At 68.6% G+C, this 22,507-nt stretch carries 26 protein-coding genes; 5 read left to right on the top strand and 21 right to left on the bottom strand.

Annotated features, from left to right (window positions below):
* The 4 genes from C667_RS09490 to C667_RS09475 form a co-directional block, all read left to right on the top strand.
* On the top strand, positions 1-1,188 hold a 1,188-nt coding region (locus tag C667_RS09490), incomplete at its 5' end, for an NAD(P)/FAD-dependent oxidoreductase (RefSeq protein ID WP_004361727.1).
* A 12-nt stretch (positions 1,189-1,200) separates the two neighbouring features.
* A complete protein-coding gene (locus tag C667_RS09485; RefSeq protein WP_004361726.1) occupies positions 1,201-1,536 on the top strand; it encodes a hypothetical protein in 336 nt (111 codons plus the stop codon).
* A 79-nt stretch (positions 1,537-1,615) separates the two neighbouring features.
* The gene (locus C667_RS09480; protein WP_004361725.1) at positions 1,616-2,164 is read left to right on the top strand and encodes a rhodanese-like domain-containing protein; all 549 of its coding nucleotides are present in this window, start codon (positions 1,616-1,618) and stop codon (positions 2,162-2,164) included.
* Positions 2,165-2,281: 117 nt separating this feature from the next.
* Positions 2,282-2,722 (top strand): GatB/YqeY domain-containing protein, encoded by a 441-nt coding sequence (locus tag C667_RS09475; RefSeq protein ID WP_004361723.1) that lies wholly within the window; start codon positions 2,282-2,284, stop codon positions 2,720-2,722.
* A gap of 141 nt (positions 2,723-2,863) precedes the next feature.
* Here the strand turns inward: C667_RS09475 and uvrC are convergent, their stop codons facing one another.
* The 16 genes from uvrC to rpoE all read right to left on the bottom strand — a co-directional run bounded on the left by uvrC (position 2,864) and on the right by rpoE (position 16,978).
* Positions 2,864-4,684, bottom strand: coding sequence for an excinuclease ABC subunit UvrC (gene uvrC / locus C667_RS09470; RefSeq protein ID WP_004361722.1), 1,821 nt, complete (start codon positions 4,682-4,684; stop codon positions 2,864-2,866).
* Entirely contained in the window at positions 4,677-5,819 is a 1,143-nt protein-coding gene (gene nagZ / locus C667_RS09465; RefSeq protein WP_039921156.1) for a beta-N-acetylhexosaminidase, read from the bottom strand. Before nagZ ends, uvrC begins: the two co-directional genes overlap by 8 nt.
* A 66-nt stretch (positions 5,820-5,885) precedes the next feature.
* Positions 5,886-6,269, bottom strand: coding sequence for a holo-ACP synthase (acpS, locus tag C667_RS09460; RefSeq protein WP_004361720.1), 384 nt, complete (start codon positions 6,267-6,269; stop codon positions 5,886-5,888).
* Positions 6,270-6,466: 197 nt separating this feature from the next.
* Positions 6,467-7,219, bottom strand: a complete 753-nt coding sequence (locus tag C667_RS09455) for a pyridoxine 5'-phosphate synthase (protein ID WP_004361719.1) — start codon at positions 7,217-7,219, stop codon at positions 6,467-6,469.
* Positions 7,219-7,977, bottom strand: a complete 759-nt coding sequence (gene recO, locus C667_RS09450) for a DNA repair protein RecO (RefSeq protein WP_004361718.1) — start codon at positions 7,975-7,977, stop codon at positions 7,219-7,221. Before recO ends, C667_RS09455 begins: the two co-directional genes overlap by 1 nt.
* Positions 7,978-7,992: 15 nt before the next feature.
* A complete protein-coding gene (gene era, locus C667_RS09445; protein ID WP_004361717.1) occupies positions 7,993-8,922 on the bottom strand; it encodes a GTPase Era in 930 nt (309 codons plus the stop codon).
* A complete protein-coding gene (gene rnc, locus C667_RS09440; RefSeq protein ID WP_004361715.1) occupies positions 8,919-9,587 on the bottom strand; it encodes a ribonuclease III in 669 nt (222 codons plus the stop codon). Before rnc ends, era begins: the two co-directional genes overlap by 4 nt.
* Positions 9,588-9,594: 7 nt before the next feature.
* Positions 9,595-9,957 carry a DUF4845 domain-containing protein gene (locus C667_RS09435; RefSeq protein WP_004361714.1) on the bottom strand — a complete coding sequence of 121 codons (363 nt, stop codon included), beginning with the start codon at positions 9,955-9,957 and terminating at the stop codon, positions 9,595-9,597.
* 12 nt (positions 9,958-9,969) lie between these two features.
* Positions 9,970-10,758, bottom strand: a complete 789-nt coding sequence (gene lepB / locus C667_RS09430) for a signal peptidase I (RefSeq protein ID WP_004361713.1) — start codon at positions 10,756-10,758, stop codon at positions 9,970-9,972.
* Between the two features lie 42 nt (positions 10,759-10,800).
* Entirely contained in the window at positions 10,801-12,597 is a 1,797-nt protein-coding gene (gene lepA, locus C667_RS09425; protein ID WP_004361712.1) for a translation elongation factor 4, read from the bottom strand.
* 78 nt (positions 12,598-12,675) lie between these two features.
* A complete protein-coding gene (locus C667_RS09420; protein WP_039921154.1) occupies positions 12,676-12,915 on the bottom strand; it encodes a glutaredoxin family protein in 240 nt (79 codons plus the stop codon).
* Positions 12,916-12,947: 32 nt separating this feature from the next.
* Entirely contained in the window at positions 12,948-14,402 is a 1,455-nt protein-coding gene (locus C667_RS09415) for a DegQ family serine endoprotease (protein WP_004361710.1), read from the bottom strand.
* A complete protein-coding gene (locus tag C667_RS09410) occupies positions 14,399-14,869 on the bottom strand; it encodes a SoxR reducing system RseC family protein (RefSeq protein ID WP_245538454.1) in 471 nt (156 codons plus the stop codon). Before C667_RS09410 ends, C667_RS09415 begins: the two co-directional genes overlap by 4 nt.
* Positions 14,866-15,834: a MucB/RseB C-terminal domain-containing protein gene (locus tag C667_RS09405; RefSeq protein WP_039921150.1), complete on the bottom strand. Its 969-nt coding sequence runs from the start codon at positions 15,832-15,834 to the stop codon at positions 14,866-14,868. Before C667_RS09405 ends, C667_RS09410 begins: the two co-directional genes overlap by 4 nt.
* Positions 15,831-16,370: a sigma-E factor negative regulatory protein gene (locus C667_RS09400; protein WP_004361706.1), complete on the bottom strand. Its 540-nt coding sequence runs from the start codon at positions 16,368-16,370 to the stop codon at positions 15,831-15,833. The genes C667_RS09405 and C667_RS09400 overlap by 4 nt, the downstream gene beginning before the upstream one ends.
* Positions 16,371-16,378: 8 nt before the next feature.
* On the bottom strand, positions 16,379-16,978 hold the full coding sequence (gene rpoE, locus C667_RS09395) for an RNA polymerase sigma factor RpoE (RefSeq protein ID WP_004361705.1): 600 nt from the start codon (positions 16,976-16,978) through the stop codon (positions 16,379-16,381).
* Between the two features lie 224 nt (positions 16,979-17,202).
* Here rpoE and nadB point away from each other — a divergent pair, with 224 nt between their 5' ends.
* Positions 17,203-18,801 carry an L-aspartate oxidase gene (nadB, locus tag C667_RS09390; protein ID WP_004361704.1) on the top strand — a complete coding sequence of 533 codons (1,599 nt, stop codon included), beginning with the start codon at positions 17,203-17,205 and terminating at the stop codon, positions 18,799-18,801.
* Positions 18,802-18,849: 48 nt separating this feature from the next.
* Here nadB and C667_RS09385 read toward each other — a convergent pair whose 3' ends face one another.
* From C667_RS09385 to fabD, 5 genes are all read right to left on the bottom strand, one after another.
* Positions 18,850-19,347, bottom strand: a complete 498-nt coding sequence (locus C667_RS09385; protein ID WP_004361703.1) for a protein YgfX — start codon at positions 19,345-19,347, stop codon at positions 18,850-18,852.
* A gap of 22 nt (positions 19,348-19,369) precedes the next feature.
* Positions 19,370-20,605 (bottom strand): beta-ketoacyl-ACP synthase II, encoded by a 1,236-nt coding sequence (gene fabF / locus C667_RS09380; RefSeq protein ID WP_004361702.1) that lies wholly within the window; start codon positions 20,603-20,605, stop codon positions 19,370-19,372.
* A 99-nt stretch (positions 20,606-20,704) separates the two neighbouring features.
* Positions 20,705-20,944: an acyl carrier protein gene (gene acpP / locus C667_RS09375; protein ID WP_002930040.1), complete on the bottom strand. Its 240-nt coding sequence runs from the start codon at positions 20,942-20,944 to the stop codon at positions 20,705-20,707.
* Between the two features lie 88 nt (positions 20,945-21,032).
* Positions 21,033-21,782, bottom strand: a complete 750-nt coding sequence (gene fabG, locus C667_RS09370) for a 3-oxoacyl-ACP reductase FabG (RefSeq protein ID WP_004361700.1) — start codon at positions 21,780-21,782, stop codon at positions 21,033-21,035.
* 3 nt (positions 21,783-21,785) lie between these two features.
* On the bottom strand, positions 21,786-22,507 hold a 722-nt coding region (gene fabD / locus C667_RS09365; RefSeq protein WP_004361698.1), incomplete at its 5' end, for an ACP S-malonyltransferase.

Genomic DNA, 22,507 nt, shown 5'->3' with positions numbered 1-22,507 from the left:
GCCGGCAGCGGCCTGGCCGGCGTGGCCGCCGCCAATCGGCTCGCGCGCGAGCTCGACGGCGCCAGGATCACCATCGTCGATCGCAAGGAGATCCACAACTACCAGCCCGGCTACACCCTGGTCGCGACCGGCGTGTGGCCGGTGGAGAAGGTCAGCGACCGCAACGTCGACCTGATCCCGCCCGGCGTGGAGTGGGTGCGCGAGATGGTCGCCGAGTTCGACGCCGAGAAGAACGCGGTGGTCACCGACGGCGGCCGGCGCATCGAGTACGACTACCTGGTCGTCGCCACCGGCCTGCACATGGACTTCGGGCTGATCGAGGGCATGGACGTCGCCGCGATCGGACGCAACGGGCTCACCAGCGTGTACCCCAGCCCGCAGGCGGCGCAGGCCACCTGGCAGGCGATGGACGCGTTCCGCCAGAAGGGCGGCAAGGCGCTGATGACCCTGCCATCCACACCGCTCAAGTGCGCCGGCGCGCCGCTCAAGATGACCTTCATGCTGGTCGACCGCCTCCGCCAGGCCGGCACGCGCGACCAGTCGCAGGTGAGCTTCCACTCCGCGCTCGACAACATCTTCAGCGTGCCACGCATCAACCAGGAAGTGCTCGAGCGCTGGAAGAAGCTCGACGTGCCGGTGCATTTCCTCAGCAAGCTGGTCGCGGTAGACATCGGCGCCCGCCGCGCCACCTTCGCCAGCCCCGAGGGCGAACGCACCCAGCACGACTACGACTTCATCCACGTGGTCCCGCCGATGCGTGCCCCCGACTCGGTCAAGAACAGCCCGCTGTCCTGGAAGGAAGGCCCCTTCACCGCGGGTGGCTGGCTGGAAGTGGACAAGGAGACGCTGCGCCATCGGCGCTTCCCCAACGTGTTCGGCATCGGCGACATCAACGGCACCGGCAAGGGCAAGACCGCCGCGACGGTCAAGAAGAGCACGCCGCTGGTGGTGCAGAACCTCATCGACGTCATCGCCGGCCGCGAACCCTCGCAGCGCTTCGACGGCTACACTTCCTGCCCGCTGCTGGTGCGCGAGGGCGCCGCGCTGCTGATCGAGTTCGACTACGAGAACCGCCTGGTGCCCTCGCTGCCGGCGATCGATCCGCTGCAGGACAGCTACTTCGCCTGGGTGATGAAGATCCGCCTGCTCAAGCCCGCCTACATGGCGGTGGCCAAGGGCCGGGTATAAGGGAGACGAGACATGTACGAGATCTGGCTGACGCTGAACATCCTCTACGAACTGGGGCTGCAATACCTGCCGGTGGTGATCGGCACCGCGCTGCTGTGGCTGGCGCTGATGGCCGTCGCCGCCGCGCGCGGTCGCGCGGACTGGGGCGCGGCCCTGAAGCCGGCGATCGCGATCGCGGTCGTGGTCACGGCGATCACCTTCTTCGTCACCCCCGGCATGACGCAGTCGTCCTTCGCCAACATGGGCTACTGGGTGGACTGGGGCAACCTCCTCCTCTACGCCGCCGCCTTCGGTGCCGTGGGCGGTGCGCTGGCCTGGCCCGTCGCGGCGATGATGCGCCGCGCCTGAGCCCCGCCGCCACGCCCTGCCACGGCTTGCCGCCCGGCGGGGCGTTTCGTTTCCATCCGACCTCGAAAGGAGCCTCCCCATGAAACGCCTGCTGATCGCCGCCGCCCTCGGCTTCGCCAGCCTCGCCGCGAACGCGGCCGACCTCGGCATCTCGGCGCAGGACACCTACGCCAAGATCCAGAACAACGAGAAGAACGTGCTCTTCATCGACGTGCGCGACCCAGTCGAGATCATGTTCGTCGGCTTCTCCGACGCGGTGCACGCGAACGTGCCCTTCATGATGGTCGATCGCACGCAGTGGAACGCCGAGAAGGGTGTCTTCCGCCTCTACCGCAACCCCGACTTCATCAACCACGTGAAGCTGCAGCTCGCCAGGCGCGGCCTGAGCGCCGACGCCGAGATCATCACCATGTGCCGCTCGGGCAGCGAGCGCGGCGAGCCGAGCGCCGCCTTCCTGCGCGAGAACGGCTTCCCGAACGCCCGCTTCGTGGTCAACGGCTTCCAGGGTGGCGCGCTCAAGGAGGGCCCACAGGCGGGCTTCCGCCTGCAGAACGGCTGGCAGAACAGCGGCCTGCCTTGGTCGGCGAAGATGAACGCGGACAAGATCCACCGCGTCGATCGGCCCTGAAACCTGCCCCGAGCTCCTTAGTCCCGGCGCGCAAAGCCTCCGGAAGGCGCGCCGGCTGCGCTAGACTTCGGCCCCGACGGGCACCTCGCCCGACCCCGAGATTCCCTGGAGAAGCGCATGAGCCTGCTGGCCCAACTGAAGAAAGACTCGATGCTCGCACGCAAGGCCGCCGACGGCATGCGTGCGACCCTGCTCAGCACCCTGATCGGCGAAGCCGAGATGGTGGGCAAGAACGCCGGCAACCGCGAGAGCACCGACGACGAGGTGCAGCAGACGATCCGCAAGTTCCTCAAGAACAACCAGGAGGCGCTCGGCGTGATCAAGGACGCCGAGCGCCGCGTCGCGCTGGAACAGGAGTCCGCCATCCTCACCGCCTACCTGCCGCCGATGGCCGGCGAGGCCGAGGTGAAGGCCTTCATCGCTGAAACCGTCGCCGGCCTCGCCGACCGTTCGCCGAAGCAGATGGGGGCCGTGATGGGCGCGCTGAAGGCGAAGTACGGCACCAGCTTCGACGCCAAGCAGGCCAACGCATGGGTCAAGGAAGCGCTGACAGGTTGACAAGAGCTACTGCAGCAACCGTTCGCGGCTTCCGCCGCTCCTACAGGGGCCTGTACGGCACGGTTTTCCGGTAGGAGCGGCGGAAGCCGCGAACAGTCGTGCAGCCATGACCGCAACGCGCTCGGGGCAGGCACGACCCAATCAGCGCAGCGCGGCGTGGATCTGCTCCGCGAGCTTGCGGCTGACGCCCTCCACCCGGCACAGGTCCTCCACCGTCGCCTCGCGCACGCCGTCCAGCCCGCCAAAGGCGGCGAGCAGGTTGCGGCGGCGCGACGGCCCCACGCCGGGGATGTCCTCCAGCTTCGAGCCCACCCGCGCCTTGCCGCGCCTGGCGCGGTGGCCGGTGATGGCGAAGCGGTGCGCCTCGTCGCGGATCTCCACGATCAGGTGCAGCGCGGCCGACTCGCCGCCGAGCGCGAGGCCTTCGCGCCCATCCGGGAAGATCAGCGTCTCCAGCCCCGCCTTGCGCCCCTCGCCCTTGGCGACACCCACCATCGCCACCGCCTCCAGCCCCACCTCGGCGAGGATCGCGCGCGCGGCACTCACCTGGCCCTTGCCGCCGTCGATCAGGATGAGGTCGGGACACACGCCCTCCCCGGCCGCGATCTTGCCGTAGCGCCGTTCCAGTGCCTGGCGCATCGCGGCGAAGTCGTCGCCGCCGGTGATGCCGGTGATGTTGTAGCGGCGGTATTCGGCGCGCTTCATGGCGCCCGCCTCGCACACCACGCAGGACGCCACCGTGGCCTCGCCCATGGTGTGGCTGATATCGAAGCACTCGATGCGCTGCGGCGCCTCGTCCAGGTCGAGCGCGCTGCGCAAAGCCTCCAGGCGCTGCTCGATGCGCCCGGTGTCGCGCGCGCGTGCCTGGATGGCGAGGTGGGCGTTCTTCTCCGCCATCTCCATCCACGCCTTTTCCGCCTCGAAGCGCGGCGACACCACGCCCGGCGGGCGCTCGGTGATCTCGGCGAGTGTCTCCTTGACCGCCTCGGGCGGCAGATTGACCAGGATGCGCGCCGGGATGGGGTGCTGGCTGTAGTGCTGCTCGACGAAGGCGAGCAGGCTGTCCATCGCGTCCGACACCGCCGCACCGCTGGGGAACTGCGGGCGGTCGCCGAGGTGGCGGCCGCCGCGCACCATGGCGATGTTCACGCAGGTGAGGCTGTCGGCCTCGATCGCGGCCAGCACGTCGACGTCCTCGTCCTTGCGGCTGTCGACGAACTGCTTGTGCAGCACGGCCTGCAGCACGCGCACCTGGTCGCGGCAGGCGGCGGCTTCCTCGAAGGCGAGGCGCTCGGCGGCCGCCTGCATGCGATTCGTGAGGTCGTCGATCACTTCGCTCGCCTGGCCGTCGAGGAAGCGGGTGGCGAGCTTCACATCCGCGGCGTAGGCCGCAGGCTCGATCAGCCCGACGCAGGGCGCGGTGCAGCGCTTGATCTGGTGCAGCAGGCAGGGGCGCGAGCGGTTGGCGAAGACGGTGTTCTCGCAGGTTCGGAGCTGGAAGGTCTTCTGCAGCAGGTGGATGCTCTCGCGCACCGCCCAGGCGTTGGGAAAGGGGCCGAAGTAGCGCGCGCCCTTGCTGAAGGCGCCGCGGTGGTAGGCCAGGCGCGGGAATTCGTCGGCGGAGAGCTCGATGTAGGGGTAGGTCTTGTCGTCGCGGAAGAGGATGTTGTAGCGCGGCGCGAGGCTCTTGATGAGGTTGTTCTCGAGGATCAGCGCCTCGGCCTCGGAGCGGGTGGCGGTGATGTCCACGCGCAGCACCTGCGCCACCATCATGGCGATGCGCGGGCTGGAGACGGTCTTCTGGAAGTAGCTGGAGACGCGGCGCTTGAGGTTCTTGGCCTTGCCGACGTAGAGCACCCTGTCGTCGGCGCCGATCATGCGATAGACGCCGGGCTCCTCGGTGAGGGTGCGCAGGAAGGGCTTGGGGTCGAAGGCTCGCACCTCGGTCGACGGCTCAGGCATTGCGCAGAACTTCGGTACGTTGCTCGCCGATGGTGGCCGCGGTCATGGTCGGCGCGGTACCGCTGTCGTCGGGGATGGCGGCGACGCGTTCGCGCGCCTGAAGGTAGGCGGTGTGCAGCTCGAGCGCGAAGGGGTCGGCGAGCCAGGCGGGCTGCGGAGCGGTCGGCACGATCGCAGCGAGTCGCGCGAGCTTGGCGGTGTCGGGCTCGGGCGCCCAGCGGTCGAGCAGCTCGGCGGCGAGGTCCGGGCGGTTGCACACCAGCAGCATGTCGCAGCCGGCGGCCCAGGCGGCTTTCGCACGGCCGACGATGTCGCCGGCGACGCGGGCGCCTTCCATGTTGAGGTCGTCGCTGAAGATCACCCCCTGGAAGCCGAGCCGGTCGCGCAGCACGTCCCCGAGCCAGAAGGGCGAGAAGCCGGCGGGCTGGGGTTCCGGGCTGGGGTCGGCGTTGGGGTAGATCACGTGCGCGGGCATCACGCCGGCGAGCTGGCGGCCGAGGCGGTGGCGGTAGGGGGCGATGTCCTCGTTCCACACGGTGTCGAAGTCGCGCTCATCCACCGGCACGTCGTGGTGCGAGTCGGCCTCGACGAAGCCGTGGCCGGGGAAGTGCTTGCCGACCGCGCCCATGCCCGCCTCGGCCATGCCGGCCACCAGCGCCTGGGCGAGCGCGGCGACCACCTGCGGGTCGCGATGGAAGGCGCGGTTGCCGATGGCGCGGCAGCAGCCGTAGTCGAGGTCGAGCACTGGGGTGAAGCTGAGGTCGACACCGTGCGCGCGCAGCTCGGCCGCGAGCACGAAGCCGATGGCACGCGCGCCCTCTAGCGCCGCCAGGTGGTCCTGCCCCCACAGCGCGCCCAGGCTGCGCATCGACGGCAGCCGCGTGAAGCCGTCGGTGCGGAAGCGCTGCACCCGGCCGCCCTCATGGTCGACCGCGATGATCAGCGCCGGGTCGCGCAGCGCGCGGATGTCGGCGGTAAGCGCGCGCAGCTGGTCGGAATCGGTGTAGTTGCGCGCGAACAGGATCACGCCACCGACCAGCGGGTCGAGCAGGCGCTCGCGCTCCTCGTCGGTCAGCGCGGTGCCGGCGACGTCGATCATGACGGGGCCACGCGGGCGCCTGGTGCTTGGGTTCATCGTGGACATCTCGCTTTTGAAGGGACGAGCGCTCATTCACCGCATCCTTCGCGACGAATGAAGCCGCTAATCACCGCAGCGCTCGATCAGCGCGAACGCGACGATGTGTTCGTCCTCGTCGCTGATGCTGAGGTGGGCGCGCAGTCCGTTGTCGTGCATGTGTGCGGCGAGGCGCTCGTCGTAGCGGTATTCGGGCTTGCCGCGGGCGTCGTGGCCGACGGCGACCGCGTGCAGCGTGGCGGGCACGGCGACACCGGTGCCGAGCGCCTTGCCGAAGGCTTCCTTGGCCGCGAAGCGCTTGGCAAGGAAGCGCGCCGGGTCGCGGTGCGCACGCCAGGCCTCGACCTCGCTCGCGGCCAGGATGCGCAGCGCGAAGCGCTCGCCGTGGCGCTCGAGCGCCGCGCGCATCCGCCGCAGTTGCACGAGATCCGTACCGATGCCGTGGATCATGCTTGTGCGCTCGCACAGCGGCCCGCCCGCGCCCTTGTAGGAGCGGCGGAAGCCGCGAATGCGGCACCCAGTCCGGGCGGTGGCGTGGATCCGGGCGCCGTGTTCGCGGCTTGCGCCGCTCCTACAGGGGGACGCCGGCGCGTTGCGCTGTTGGCGGGTGCAAGGGGACAACAGCGCGGCGCGCGCATCGCGCTTCCTCAGGCGCCCTGCGCCGCTTCGCGCATCAGCCGCTTCATCTCGGCGACCGCCGCGCGCAGGCCCACGAACACCGCGCGGCTGACGATCGAATGCCCGATGTGCAGCTCGCGGATGCCGTGCAGGCGGGCGATCGGTTCGACGTTGTAGTAGTTGAGCGCATGGCCGGCGTTGAAACGCATGCCGAGGCTGCGCACCGCCTCGCCCGCCGTGCGGATCTTGTCGAGTTCGGCGAGCACCGCGGGGGCATCGGCGTCGCGGCCGGCGGCGTGGAAGGCGTGGGCGTAGGGGCCGGTGTGGATCTCGCACACGCGCGCGCCGATGCGGGCGGCGGCCTCGATCTGCGCGGGCTCGGCGTCGATGAACACGCTGGTGACGATGCCGGCGTCGGCCAGGCGAGCGATCACGTCCTGCAGCCGAGCCTCCTGCGACAGCACGTCGAGCCCGCCCTCGGTGGTGATCTCGTGGCGGCCCTCGGGCACCAGCATCGCCATCTGCGGCTTCGTGCGGCAGGCGATCGCGACCATCTCGTCGGTGGCGGCCATCTCGAGGTTGAGCTTGACCTGGGTGAGCTCGGCGAGCCGGCGTACGTCCTCGTCGTTGATGTGGCGACGGTCCTCACGCAGGTGGATGGTGATGCCGTCGGCGCCACCGAGGTGGGCCTCCACCGCGGCCCACACCGGGTCGGGCTCCCAGGTGCGGCGCGCCTGGCGCAGCGTGGCGACGTGGTCGATGTTGACGCCGAGTTCGATCATCAGAGCTCCTGCAGTTCCTTGAGTACCCGGCGCGACTGCAGCGGCTGGCCGCCCAGGGTGTGGTTGATCAGCATGCGCAGCAGCTGCTTGGACTGGGCCAGCGTCTCCGCACGCGAGAAGTCTCCGGCCGCCATGTCGAGCAGGGTCTGGCCGGAGAGCAGCGGCTGCTCGCCGAGCGCGGCGGGGTCCAGGGCGACGCCCTCTTCCTCCAGCGTCTCCAGCCGCAGCGGCCCGCGTTCGATTATATAAAGGTAGCGCCCGTCGGGCCGCACCGGCTGGCCGCTGTCCGCCTCATGATCGAGCCCCGCCTCGTAGCCGAGCTCCTGCAGCAGGGCGAGCTCGAAGCGGCGCAGGATGGGCGACTCGGGCTCGCCGCGGCCGAGCGCGCGCACCGCCTCGGCGTAGGCGTCGAAGAGCCGCGGGTGGGGGTCCTCGCGCGCGGTCAGGCGCACCAGCAGCTCGTTGAGGTAGTAGCCGCAGATCAGCGCGCGCCCGATCAGCAGCGGCTGGCCGCCCTGCCACTCGGCGCGCACCAGGGTCTTGACCTCGCCACCGCCCGACCAGTCCATCCACAGCGGCTGGAAGGCGAGCAGCACGCCGCGCAGCTGCGAGTGCGGGCGGCGCGCGCCCTTGGCGACCAGGGCGACGCGGCCGTGTTCGCGCGCGAAGATCTCGACGATGAGGCTGGTCTCGCGCCAGGGGTAGGTGTGCAGCACCCAGGCCGGCTGCTGCTCGACGCGCTGCTTGGCTGCCGCCATGACCCGGGGTCCGGATTACTCGTAGCCGAGGCTCTTCAGCGCGCGCTCGTCGTCGGCCCAGCCGCTCTTGACCTTGACCCAGACCTCGAGGAAGACCTTGCCGTCGAAGAGCTTCTCGAGCTCGACGCGGGCCTCGCTGGAGATGCGCTTGAGCTTCTCGCCGCCGCGGCCGATGACCATGGACTTGTGACCGGGCTTATCCACGATCACCGCGGCGTAAATGCGGCGCAGGTTGCCTTCCACCTCGAACTTCTCGATCTCGACCGCGATGCCGTAGGGCAGCTCGTCGCCGAGCAGGCGGAAGAGCTTCTCGCGCAGGAACTCGGAGGCCAGGAAGCGCTCGCTGCGGTCGGTGATCTCGTCTTCCTCGAACATCGGCGTGCCGACGGGGAGCAAGGGCGTGGCGGCCTTGACCAGCTCGTCGACGTTGCGCCCCTTCTCGGCCGACAGCGGCACGATCTCGGTAAAGTCGCGTGCCTCGCGCACCTGGGCGATGAAGGGCAGCAGGCGGGTCTTGTCCTTCAGCTGGTCGACCTTGTTGATGACCAGGATCACCTTCGAGGCCTCCGGGATCACCGCCAGCACCTTGCGGTCGTCCTCGGTGAAGCGGCCCGCCTCGATGACGAAGAACACCAAGTCGACGTCGGCGAGCACCTGCGACACCGTGCGGTTCATCGAACGGTTGAGCGCGTTGCGGTGGTGGGTCTGGAAACCCGGCGTGTCGACGAACACGAACTGCGCGCCCGCCTCGGTGAGGATGCCGGTGACGCGGTGGCGGGTGGTCTGCGCCTTGCTGGACACGATGCTGATCTTCTGGCCGATGAGGCGGTTGAGCAGGGTCGACTTGCCGACGTTGGGGCGGCCGACGATGGCGACGAAGCCGGCACGAAAGCCGTCCTCGCCCGTGGGCACTTCGCTGGGGGGGTTCTGGGGCGCGTCGCTCATTTCTTTCTCACCGCGGCGAGCGCGAGCTCGGCCGACTGTTGTTCGGCGATGCGCCGGCTCGGGCCGCGGCCCAGCGTGCGTACCGCAAGTTTGGGGATCTCGCAGGCGACCTCGAACTCCTGTGCGTGGGCTTCGCCGACGATCTCGACCATGGTGTAGGTGGGCACCGGGATGCGGCGCGCCTGCAGCCACTCCTGCAGCGCCGTCTTGGGGTCCTTGCTCGGCTTGCACGGATCGACCTCGGCGATCAAGGGCGCGTAGAGCCGATCGATCACTCCCTTCGCAGCCTCGAAGCCCGCATCGAGGTAGACCGCCGCAAACAGCGCCTCGAGCGCATCGGCGAGGATGGACGGGCGCCGGCTGCCGCCCGACTTGAGTTCGCCCTCGCCCAGGCGCAGACAGTCTCCGAGCTCGAGCTCGAGCGCGAGGCGGTGCAGCGTGTCCTGGCGCACCAGCGAGGCGCGCACCCGCGACAGCTCGCCCTCGCGCAGCTCGCCGAAGCGCCCGAACAGCGCGATCGACACCACGCAGTCGAGGATGGCGTCGCCGAGAAACTCGAAGCGCTCGTTGTTGGGCTGCCCGAAGCTGCGGTGGGTCAGCGCCTCTTCAAGAAGGCGCCGGTCGGCAAACGCATGGCCCAGGCGCGCCTGAAGTCGGTCCGGCATCGTCGGGTCAGCGCGACGCGCTGCTCGGATTCAGGTCGATCGACAGGCTGACGTTGGCCAGCAGCGGCACCTTGCGGGTGTACTCGACCTCGACCACCGTCCGCGGGCCCGACTTGTCGATATTCAGGTCCGTGCCGCTCACGCTGTGGATGTCGTCGATCTGTCCGCGACGATCGAAGCCACGGCGCAGCTCGATCAGGCTGGCGCCCTTGTCCGCCTCGTCAGCGAGCACGCCGAGGATGCGCTTGATCGCGAAGTACTCGTTGACGACCGGCACCGTACGGAAACCGACCACCAGCACGAAGGCCGCGAGCACGCCGGTCACCAGCACACCGAGCAGCGTGAGCCCGCGCTGCGAATGCATCTTCATCCCTGCCTCCATTCAGTCGAAGCCGCCGATCCGCTTCATGTCGCCGAAGTTGAACCAGATGAAGAAGGCGCGGCCGACGATGTTCTGCTCGGGCACGAAGCCCCAGACCCGGCTGTCGCTGCTGGCGTCGCGGTTGTCGCCGAGCACGAAGTAGTGGCCCGCGGGCACGGTGCAGCGCACGCCCGCATGCACGTAGGTGCAATGCTCGCGACCGGGGAAGTTGAGCACCTGCGGCACGTAGGCCGGCGCGTCGCGCTCGATCAGCACCGAGTGCTCGACCTCGCCGAGCTTCTCGACGTATTTCGGCGAGTAGTACAGGCGGTCGGGATGCAGGTAGCTGCCGTCCTCGCGGATCGGCACCGCCTCGCCGTTGATGACGAGGCGCTTGTCGATGTACTCGACACGGTCGCCGGGCAGGCCGACCACGCGCTTGATGTAGTCCATCGACGGATCGGCCGGGTAGCGGAACACCATCACGTCGCCGCGCTGCGGATCGTTCACCGCGACGACCTTCTGGTTGATCACCGGCAGGCGGATCCCGTAGGTCCACTTATTGACCAGGATGAAGTCGCCCACCAGCAGGGTCGGGATCATCGAGCCCGAAGGGATCTTGAAGGGCTCGACCACGAAGGAGCGCAGGCCGAACACGATCAGGATCACCGGGAAGAAGCTCGCACCGTACTCGACCCACCACGGGTCGGGCGTGCCGGCCGGGCGCAGCTTGCGCGCGTGGAAGCGGTCGAGGAACCACAGCACGCCGGTGGCGATCAGCAACAGGAACAGGATCAGGGCAAAATTCATGCGGTTTCCGTCGTGGGCCGGCCCGCTGCGGGCCGGCGTCGATCACTTGCCTTCGTCGGTGCGCAGCACGGCGAGGAAGGCTTCCTGCGGGATCTCGACGTTGCCGACCTGCTTCATGCGCTTCTTGCCTTCCTTCTGCTTCTCGAGCAGCTTCTTCTTGCGCGAGATGTCGCCGCCGTAGCACTTGGCGAGCACGTTCTTGCGCAAGGCCTTGATGGTCTCGCGCGCGATGATGTGCGCGCCGATCGCCGCCTGCACCGGCACGTCGAACATCTGGCGCGGGATCAGGCCGCGCAGCTTGGCGGCGAGCTCGCGGCCGCGATACTGCGCGCTCGCGCGGTGCACGATCACCGACAAGGCATCCACCTTCTCGCCGCCCACCATGAGGTCGAGCTTGACGAGGTCGGCCGTGCGGTACTCCTTGAAATCGTAGTCGAGCGAGGCGTAGCCGCGCGACACCGACTTGAGCTTGTCGAAGAAGTCCATCACGACCTCGTTCATCGGCATCTCGTAGATCAGCTGCACCTGGCGGCCGTGGTAGCGCATGTCGATCTGGTTGCCGCGCTTCTGGTTGCACAGCGTGATCACCGGGCCGACGTAGTCCTGCGGCATGAAGATCGTCGCGGTGATGATCGGCTCGCGGATCTCCTGGTACTTGCCCGGCTCGGGCAGCTTGGCCGGGTTCTCGATGCGGATGATCGAGTTGTCGTTGAGCACCACCTCGTACACCACCGTCGGCGCGGTGGTGATCAGGTCCATGTCGAACTCGCGCTCGAGGCGCTCCTGCACGATGTCCATGTGCAGCAGGCCGAGGAAGCCGCAGCGGAAGCCGAAGCCGAGGGCCTGCGAGACTTCCGGTTCGAACTGCAGCGAGGAGTCGTTCAGGCGCAACTTCTCGAGCGAGTCGCGCAGCTGGTCGTACTCGGAGGACTCCACCGGATACAGGCCGGCGAACACCTGCGGCTTGATCTCCTTGAAGCCGGGAAGCGCCGCACTTGCGGGCTTGTTGGCGAGCGTGATGGTGTCGCCCACCTTGGCCGCCTCGATTTCCTTGATGCCGGCGATGACGAAGCCGACCTCGCCCGCGCGCAGCGCGTCGCGGCTGACCGAGTGCGGCGTAAACACCCCCACCTGGTCGCACGGATACTGCAAACCGTTCGACATCAGCAGGATGCGGTCCTTGGGCTTGAGCTCGCCATCGACCACGCGCACCAGCATCACCACGCCGACGTAGTTGTCGAACCAGGAGTCGATGATCAGCGCCTTCAGCGGCCCGTCGGGCTCGCCCTTGGGCGGCGGCACGCGGGCCACGATGGCCTCGAGCACCTCCTCCACGCCCAGGCCGGTCTTGGCTGAACACAGGATGGCCTCGGAGGCATCGACGCCGATCACGTCCTCGATCTCGCCGCGCGCATTCTCGGGGTCGGCTGCGGGCAGGTCGATCTTATTGAGCACCGGCACCACCTCGACATCGAGGTCGAGCGCGGTGTAGCAGTTGGCCACGGTCTGCGCCTCGACGCCCTGCGAGGCATCGACCACCAGCAGCGCGCCCTCGCAGGCGGCGAGCGAGCGGCTGACCTCATAGGAAAAGTCGACGTGCCCCGGCGTATCGATCAGGTTCAGGTTGTAGACCTGGCCGTCCTTCGCCTTGTAGTGCAGGGCTGCGGTCTGCGCCTTGATCGTGATGCCACGCTCGCGCTCGATGTCCATCGAGTCGAGGACCTGCTCCTCCATCTCGCGCTCGGACAGGCCGCCGCAGAAGTGGATGAGTCGGTCGGCCAGGGTCGATTTGCCGTGGTCGATGTGGGCGATGATGGAGAAGTTTCGGATGTGCTTCATTTGAAACGAAAAAGGTGCCTTTCAGCACCCGTTTCGGAAAGGATTCGGTTGGTCGCTGGCCGGGTTCGGTCCAGCGCGTCAGGCCCGCGATTCTAGCGGAAAACCGCCCAGATAAGCGCGTACGGCGGCCTCGTCGAGGTGATAGTGGCAAAGTTCGTGTTCGCCGTGCAGCAGCACCGGGACCCACTCGCCCCAGCGCGCCTCGAGATCGGGGTGCTGGTCGACGTCGATGACCTCGATGTCCCAGCCGGCCGCGTCGGCCAGCGGGCGCAAGGCGTCCACGAGGTCGTGGCACAGGTGGCACCACTCCCGGCTCATCACGGTGAAGCGCTGTTCCACTGCCGGACAGCTCACTTTTCGGCGCGCAGGCTGACGTAGGACGAAGCCTCGCCGCGCCCGACCAGCACGGTGACCTGCTGCCCGGGCTGGAGCGCGGCGACCGCGCGCTCGAAGTCCTCGACACGATCGAGCGCGAGCTGGCGCCCCTCCGTGACGATCGCCAGCACGAGGTCGCCGGCGACGATCTCGGCACGCGCCGCGGGCCCCTCCGCGCGCTGCACGAGCAGCCCGTGGGTGATCGAGCGCTCGCGCCGCTGCTGCGCCGTCGGTGCGGCGAGCTCGAGGCCGAGGCGATTGGTCGCCCCCGCAGCCGAGCCGAGCGTCTCGGGCTCGACCTCTTCCTCGGGGTCGCGCCACTCGCCGAGCGTCACGCTCAGCGCGCGCGGCGCACCGTCGCGGTAGATGGTCACCTCGACCTTGCTGCCCGGGCGCGCCGCCGCGACGATGCGCGGCAGATCCGCCGAACTCTCGATGCTGCGCTCGTTGAAGCGCACGATGACGTCGCCCTGCACGATGCCGCCGAGCGCCGCCGGGCCGCCCGCCTCCACGCTGCTGACCAGCGCCCCGGCCGGGCGCGGCAGGCCGAAGCTGTCGGCGAGGTCGCGGGTGACCTCCTGGATGGAGACGCCGATGCGCCCGCGCTCCACCCTGCCCTTCTCGCGCAGTTGCTGCTGAACATCCATCGCCACGTCGATCGGGATCGCGAAAGACAGGCCCATGAAACCGCCGGTGCGGCTGTAGATCTGCGAGTTGATGCCGACCACCTCGCCACGCAGGTTGAACAGCGGCCCGCCGGAGTTGCCCGGATTGATCGCCACGTCGGTCTGGATGAAGGGCACGAAGTTCTCGTCGGGCAGGCTGCGCCCCTTGGCGCTGACGATGCCGGCGGTCACGGACTGCTCGAAGCCGAAGGGCGAGCCGATCGCGAGCACCCACTCGCCCACCGCGAGCGCCTCGGGGTCGCCGAGCACGACGTGCGGCAGCGCCTTGGCCTCGATGCGGATCAGCGCGACGTCGCTGCGCGCGTCGGCGCCGATCACGGTGGCGTCGAACTCGCGCTTGTCGGCGAGACGCACCACGATGCTCTCGGCGGCCTCGACCACGTGCGCGTTGGTGAGGATGTAGCCGTCCGCGCTGATGATGAAGCCCGAGCCGAGCGACTTGTCGTCGGGCTCCGCCCCCGGATACTCGGGCATGCGCGGGATGAACTTGCGGAAGAACTCGAACATCGGATCCGATTCATCGAGCTCGGGCAGGCGGAAGGGCTGTTTCTGCGGCTGCGCGGCGGCCTGGGTGGCGCTGATGTTGACCACGGCAGCCCCCTGCGACGCCACCAGGCGGGTGAAATCGGGCAGCACGACCCCGTCGACCGCACGCGTCGGCTGCGCGACGAGCATCAGCAGCAGGCCGATCAGGAAGACGAGCGCGCTCGTGGGCGCCGCGCGCAGGCGAGGGTCGAGGCTCATTGCAGGACGCGCAGCCGGCGGCTGCAGTCTTCCTCGACCGAGAGCTCCATGCTCAGGCTGTTGCGCCAACTGCGGCTGCGCGGCAGGACGCGGTTGATTACCCACGCCAGCGCCAACCCCGCCACCGCCCCCGCCAGGCCCCAGGCGTCGCCATGTTGCGCACCACCCGTCAGGCTGCCGAGCGCGGCACCGACCAGCAGCAACAGCGTCCCCAGCCCGTAGCTCGCCAGCGCGGCTCGCAAGGGCGCACCGTCCGGGATGCGGATCACCACCGCATCGCCAACCGCGAAGCGCGTGTCGACCGGCATGGAGAACTCGTCCTTGGGCATGCCGAAGGCGTGTGAGAGCTGCACCGAGCCGCAACCGCCGGGCTCGTCGCAACGCCCGCAGCCACCCTGCTTGCCGCTGAGCTTGACCCAGGCCTGGCCATTCTCGATGCGCAGGATGCGGGCGCGTGCTTCCATCATCGTGCCTCCGGCCGGATGCTCTCGCCGACGCGACGTACCGCCGCCTCGGGCGCCTCGCCGAGCGCGGTAACCAGGTGGCCGTCGATCGCGCGCTTGAAGATGTTGATTGCGCCGCTCGACAGCGGCCCCAGACCTGCCTTCGAGCCCTCGCCGACCGGCTCGATGAACACCGAGATCGCCGCCAGCCCGTCGCTGAACACCATATGCACCGCTTCGCCACGCTCGCGGCCCAGCGGACGCTTCATCACCGAGGTGAGCGTGTAGCCCGGGACCGCCGGCTCCAGCACCCAGCCCGCCGCCTCCACGGGCATGTTGCTGCCACGGGCGTTGAGCATGCGCCAGCCTTCGCCGGTCTCGAAACGCGACTCGAGCAGCGCGTCATCCACCTCGCCGCCGATGCGCACCTCGCTGAAGCTGAACTGCTCGATCACGCCACCGTGATGGTCCAGCGTGCGCGACTTGAGCAGCAGGCCCGACTGCGTGTCGGCCCACAGGACATGGCCGTAGCGGAGTTCATCCTTGGGTTCGAGCACGAGGGCCTGGGCTTCCAGCCCGGCCACGCGCCCCACCTCGCCCTTGCGCACGCGATAGTTCTCGGCGAGTCCGGTCGGCGACACCGGCAGGCGCGCCGGGAAGGCCCGCCTGCCCTGGGCCTCGTCGATGATCACGGTACGCTCGTCGGGCAGCACGCAACGCACCTCGGCGCCGCGGCGGATGATCTCGCGCGGGCTGCCGTCGAGCACCTCGAGGCGCTCGTGCTCGCCGGCGGCGTCGACCCGGTGGGCGATGCGCGAGGTCTCGACGTGGCCACCGGACTGGTATACGAAGGTGCCGACGTAGTTGAGGCGCTGTCCCGCGTTCGAGATGCGCCCCAGCCAGGACAGGGGGTCGGTCGGATGCTCGGCGAACGCCGGACCCTGCGCGAGCAGCGCGCAGAACCCGAGCATGACGGGGAACAACCTCATCGAGCTCCGCCCTCGCGCGTGTCGGAAACGGTGCGGACATACTGCACCCCGGCCGGCATCGGCCCGCCGCGGGTTAGGCCCTGGTGGGCGAAGAGATATTCGCGCATCGGATCGGCCGCCGGCGCGGCGACCGGACGCACCTTCGTGGAATTGACGAGCTGGATCGGCGAAGCGGCAACCGCCATCTGCGGCGCCGGCGCGTCCTGCCTGTACAGGCTCGCCGCCACCAGGCCCACCGCCGCCACGCCCATCACCGAGGCCGCGAGCGGCATCAGGCGATGCACCAGCCCGCGCTGCGTCACCGCCGCCGGCTGCGCGCGAGGAGCGAGCAAGGTCGGCTCATCCTCCAGGCTTGCCATGACACGGGAGACGAAATCGCCGGAACCGGGGCCGTCACCACGCAGGCTGTCGCCGATCAGGCAATAGGTGTCCCAGTCCCTTCGCAGCGAAGCATTCTTGCGCATGCCGTCGAACACCGCACGCATGCCCTGGTCGTCGAGATCTCCGTCGAACAGCGCCGACACTTTGTCCTTCATGCTTGCACCTACCAACGTTTGTCCGGGGCCGTGTCCAGCAGGGGCCGCAGACGTTCAGCTATCGCTTCGCGCGCACGGAAGATCCGCGAGCGCACCGTCCCAATCGGGCATTCCATGATGCCGGCGATCTCCTCGTAGCTGAGCCCTTCGAGCTCCCGAAGGATGATCGCCGTCCTCAGTTCCTCGGGCAGTGCGGCCATCGCGTCTTCCACGGTCTCGCCGATCTGGCGGGTCATCAGCAGCCGCTCGGGCGTGTTGATGTCGCGCAGCTGATCGCCGTCCTCGAAGGTCTCCGCTTCCTCAGAGTCGAAACTCGTCGAAGTCGGGGCCCTGCGGCCCTGGGAGACCAGGTAGTTCTTCGCCGTGTTGATGCCGATGCGGTACAGCCAGGTGTAGAAAGCACTGTCACCCCGAAACGAACCCAGCGCTCGATAGGCCTTGATGAAGGTCTCTTGCGCCACGTCCTCGACTTCTGCCTGGTCGCGGATCAGCCTCGACAACAGCCGATTCAGCTTGCGCTGGTACTTGGATACCAGCAGACCGAACGCCTGTTTGTCGCCGCGTTGAACACGCTCGACGAGTTGCTGATCGAGTTCCCGATCGCTCATGGGTTCCTGTTGATTCCGGGGAATTCAAAAATTTGAAGATCCCGGATTATAAGCGAGCGGGGCACGACCTCAGCAGAAATCGAAGACACTGGAACTGACAGGGGCAGGTGGAAATAGTTCAGGCACACGGAAGCTCGTCCGCGCAAGGCCGCGGCCCCCCGCGCCCGGCGGCCTGTCACCGCATGCTATATTTCCCCTCCCGCAAATCCCGCCCGAGCGACATCTTGCTGAAACAGTACGACGTACTCATTCTTGGCAGCGGCACCGCCGGCCAGTCGATGGCCCTTCGTCTGGCGGACCGCCTGCACGTGGCGCTCGTGACCAAGCGCGATCTCGCCGACAGCGCGAGCAACTGGGCGCAGGGCGGCATCGCCGCGGTGCTCGACAATACCGACAGCATCGAAGCCCATATCCAGGACACCTTCGTCGCCGGCGCCGGCCTGTGCAACCCGACGTCGACCCGCTTCGTGGTCGAGAACGGCAAGCGCGCGATCGAATGGCTGATCGACCGCGGCGTACCCTTCACCCGCGAGGCGGACTCCCAACTCGGTTACCACCTCACGCGCGAGGGCGGCCACTCGCATCGGCGCATCATCCACGCCGCCGACGCCACCGGCGCCGCGGTGCAGGCCACGCTCGGCGACCATGTGCGGCGGCATCCGAACATCGACATCTACGAGCATCACATCGCGGTCGACCTGATCACCGGTGACAAGCTCGGCCAGCCGGGCGCAGGCTGCCTCGGCGCCTACGTGCTCGACATCGAGGGCGAGCGCGTGCTCACCTTCTCCGCACGCAACACGGTCATCGCCACCGGCGGCACCGGCAAGGTGTACCTGTATACGACCAACCCCGACGTCGCCACCGGCGACGGCGTCGCGATGGCCTGGCGCGCGGGCTGCCGGGTGGGAAACATGGAGTTCATCCAGTTCCACCCGACCTGCCTGTACCACCCGCAGGCGAAGTCCTTCCTGATCTCCGAGGCGGTGCGCGGCGAAGGCGGCCTGCTGAAGCTGCCCGACGGCACCCGCTTCATGCCCGATCACGACCCGCGCGAGGAGCTCGCCCCGCGCGACATCGTCGCGCGCGCGATCGACTTCGAGATGAAGAAGCGCGGCATCGACTGCGTCTACCTCGACATCAGCCACAAGCCGGCCGACTGGCTGCGCGGCCACTTCCCCAACATCCACGCGCGCTGTCTGGAGCTCGGCATCGACATCACCCGTGAGCCGATCCCGGTCGTGCCTGCGGCGCACTACTCCTGCGGCGGCATCATGACCGACCTCGCCGCACGCACCGACGTGCCCGGGCTCTACGCCGTGGGCGAGTCGGCATGCACGGGACTGCACGGCGCCAACCGCCTGGCGAGCAACTCGCTGCTCGAGTGCCTGGTCTTCGGCGAGGCCGCGACCGAGGACATCCTCTCCAAGGAAAAGGCGCCTGCGCCGGTACTGCCGGACTGGGACGACAGCCGGGTCACCGACGCCGACGAGGAGGTGGTGATCTCGCACAACTGGGCGGAGCTGCGCCGCTTCATGTGGGACTACGTCGGCATCGTGCGCACCAACAAGCGCCTGCGTCGGGCCCAGCACCGCATCCGCCTGCTGTCGCGCGAGATCGACGAGTTCTACTCGAACTTCCGCGTCAGCAACGACCTGATCGAGTTGCGCAACCTGGTGACCACGGCCGACCTGATCGTGCGCTGCGCGCTCAAGCGCAAGGAGAGCCGCGGCCTGCACCACTCGCGCGACTATCCCGAGACCCTGCCGAAGGCGCGCGACACCGTCCTTCGTCCTCAAGCGCCGCGGCCCCGCAAGCGCTGAACACCCGCGCCGTCGCGCCCTGCCATGAACCGTCGGCGCAGGGTCGCGTCAGGGCACGGCCTCCCCTTGCGGGACCCGCCCGGAGCGGTGGCGCAACCAGACCCTGAGCAGGCGGAAACTGCCGGCGGAGAGATTGTCGGGGACGAGGAAGAGCCTGCGCGTGCGCGATGGCGCGTGCTCGCCCGCCGACATCGCCAGCGGAACCAGCACGAACCACGCCGCCATCGGCAGCACCACCTGCGAACCCGCGTGCACGCGGTACAGCCCCCCTGCCCCCTCCGGCTCGCTCAGCAGCTCGAGCGCACCTTCGCGCTCCAGCCACACCGTGCAACCCTCCAGCCTGGCCTGTGAGCGCAGGCCGCGAAAAAGCGACGCCAGCAGCAGCCCCCAGGCGCAGGCGGCGATCAGCCGATCCGCGCCTCCCCCACCCCACTCGCGGAAAGCGGGGACATGAAAAAGCGCCAGTGCGGCCGCGACATGCACGACCCACACCGACGCTCTCATTGCCCTCGAGCCGCGCAGCTTCAGTTCGACCGGGAACTGCATGCCGCGCCGCCGCGCAGGAGGCTCACACCCGGCGGAACACCAGGGTGCCGTTGGTTCCGCCGAAGCCGAAGTTGTTCTTCAGGGCCACGTCGATCTTCATCTCGCGGGCGACGTTGGCGCAATAGTCCAGGTCGCACTCGGGGTCCTGCTCGAAGAGATTGATCGTCGGCGGCGAGATCTGGTGGTACACCGCGAGGGCGGTGACGACCGACTCGAGACCGCCGGCGCCGCCGAGCAGGTGGCCGGTCATCGACTTGGTGGAGTTCACCACCAGCTTCTTCGCCACATCCACGCCGAAGGCCAGCTTGATCGCATCGGTCTCGTTCTTGTCGCCGAGCGGGGTCGAGGTGCCGTGCGCGTTGAGGTAATGCACATCGTCGCCATTGACACCGGCGTCCTTCATCGCATTGACCATGCTGCGGCGCGGACCGTCGGTGTCGGGCGCGGTCATGTGGTAAGCGTCGCCGCTCATGCCGAAGCCGGCCACCTCGGCGTAGATCCGTGCGCCGCGGCGCTTGGCATGCTCGTATTCCTCGAGCACCATCACGCCGGCGCCCTCGCCGAGCACGAAGCCGTCGCGCCCCTTGTCCCACGGCCGGCTGGCGGTGGCGGGATCGTCGTTGCGGGTCGACAGCGCCTTGGCCGAGCCGAAGCCGCCGATGGCGAGGTTGGTCACGGTGGACTCGGCGCCGCCGCACACCATGACGTCGGCGTCGCCGTAGCCGATCATGCGCGCACCCATGCCGATCGCGTGCAGACCGGTGGTGCAGGCGGTGACGACCGCGAGGTTGGGCCCCTTCATGCCGAACATGATCGAGAGGTTGCCCGAGATCATGTTGATGATGGTGCCCGGAATGAAGAAGGGCGAGATCTTGCGCGGGCCGCCGGCGAGGAAGTCGTTATGCGTCTCCTCGATCATCGGCAGGCCGCCGATCCCGGAGCCGATGTTGATGCCGATGCGGTCGGCGTTCGCCTCTGTGACCTCGATGCCGGAGTCGCGGATGGCCTGGATGCCCGCGGCCATGCCGTAGTGGATGAAGACATCCATGCGGCGCGCTTCCTTGGGCGACAGGTAGACGGACACGTCGAAGTCCTTCACCTCGCCGGCGATGCGGGAGGCGAAGTTGCTCGCGTCGAAACGGGTGATCGGACCGATGCCGCTCTTGCCGGCGATCAGGTTGGACCAGGCTTCGGTAACAGTATTGCCGACAGGCGAGATCACGCCCAGACCGGTGACGACGACTCTACGACGCGACACAGGCGACTCCGTTGAAATCGTTGGGGAAAATCAAGCCTGTCCGGTTGCCGCCGCGATGCGCGGTAACCCGGACAGGGTGCGCTGTGGAAGCGCCTTGGATTACTTCTTGAGGTGGGCGTTGACGTAGTCGATCGCCTGCTGGACGGTGGTGATCTTCTCGGCCTCTTCGTCCGGGATCTCGCACTCGAACTCTTCTTCCAGCGCCATGACCAGTTCCACGGTGTCCAGCGAATCCGCGCCCAGATCATCGACGAACGAAGACTCGGTCTTGATCTCCGATTCGTTCACGCCAAGTTGCTCAGCGACGATCTTCTTGACGCGCTGTTCGATGTTCTCCATGAACCAACTCCTTCCTGAGGGTGACAGGTGAATGTAAAAAGCCGGCGTATTCTACCAAAACGCCGCAGAACCGCTATCCCGACGCGAATCAGGACATATACATGCCGCCATTGACGTGCAGGGTGGTGCCCGTCACGTAGGCGGCAGCGGGGGAAGCGAGGAACGCCACGGCGCCGGCGATTTCGTCCGGACGGCCGAGACGACCCAGCGCGATGTTGCCGAGCAGGGCGTCGCGCGCGGCCTCGGGCAGCGCGCGCGTCATGTCGGTGTCGATGAAACCGGGGGCAACGCAATTGACCGTGATGTTGCGGCTGCCGAGCTCGCGCGCCAGCGCGCGCGTCATGCCCGCCACGCCGGCCTTGGCCGCCGCGTAGTTGGCCTGGCCCGGGTTGCCGGAGCTCGCCACCACCGAGGTGATGTTGATGATGCGGCCGTTGCGAGCCTTCATCATGCCGCGCATGACCAGCTTGCTCATGCGGAAGACCGCGCGCAGGTTGGTGTCCACCACCGCGTCCCACTCCTCGTCCTTCATGCGCATGGCGAGGTTGTCGCGGGTGATGCCGGCGTTGTTGACCAGGATGCCGACCGCGCCGAAGCGCTTCTCGACCTCGCCGACCAGGGCTTCGCAGGCCGCCGCGTCGGTCACGTTCAGCGCCATGCCGGCGCCCTGGATGCCGGCCTCGGCGAGCGCCTTGCCGATGTCGGCCGCGCCCGACTCGGAGGTGGCGGTACCGACCACCGTCGCGCCGAGGCGGCCGAGTTCAAGCGCCACCGCGCGGCCGATGCCGCGCGATGCGCCGGTGACCAGGGCGACCTGGCCTTCGAGCGAGAAACTCATGTCTTACCTCACCGCCGCAATGGCTTGTTCCAGGCTCGCCGCGTCGTGCGCCGACCCTCCTTCGACTTCCTTGGCGATGCGCTTGGTCATGCCGGCGAGCACCTTGCCCGGGCCGCACTCGATGACGTGGCTCATCCCGCGCGCCGCCATGGCCTGCACGAGCTCGATCCAGCGCACCGGCGAATAGGCCTGGCGCACCAGGGCATCGCGGATCTTCTCCGGATCGTCGTAGACCGCGACGTCGACGTTGTTGATGACATCGATCCCGGGCTTTACGAGGGTGATGCCGGCGAGGCGCTCGGCGAGGCGCTCGGCGGCCGGCCGCATCAGCGCGCAATGGAACGGAGCGGAGACCGGCAGCAGCACGGCGCGCTTGGCACCCTTGGCCTTCGCGATCTCGCTCGCGCGCTCGACCGCCGCCTTGGCGCCGGCGATGACGATCTGGCCCGGGGCGTTGAGGTTCGCCGCCTCGACGACCTCGCCCTGCGCGGCCTCGGCGCAGGCGGCATGCACCGCGTCGGGCTCCAGGCCCATCACCGCGGCCATCGCGCCCTCGCCCGCCGGCACGGCCTCCTGCATGGCCTGGGCGCGGAAGCGCACCAGCGGCACGGCGTCCTTGAAGGCCAGCGCGCCCGCGGCGACCAGCGCCGAGTATTCACCCAGGCTGTGGCCGGCGACCAGCGCCGGCCTGGCGCCGCCTGCGGCCAGCCAGGCGCGCCACGCCG

This window comes from Thauera phenylacetica B4P (assembly GCF_000310225.1).
Lineage (GTDB): Bacteria > Pseudomonadota > Gammaproteobacteria > Burkholderiales > Rhodocyclaceae > Thauera > Thauera phenylacetica.
This window is presented reverse-complemented; position numbering and strand designations above follow the sequence as displayed.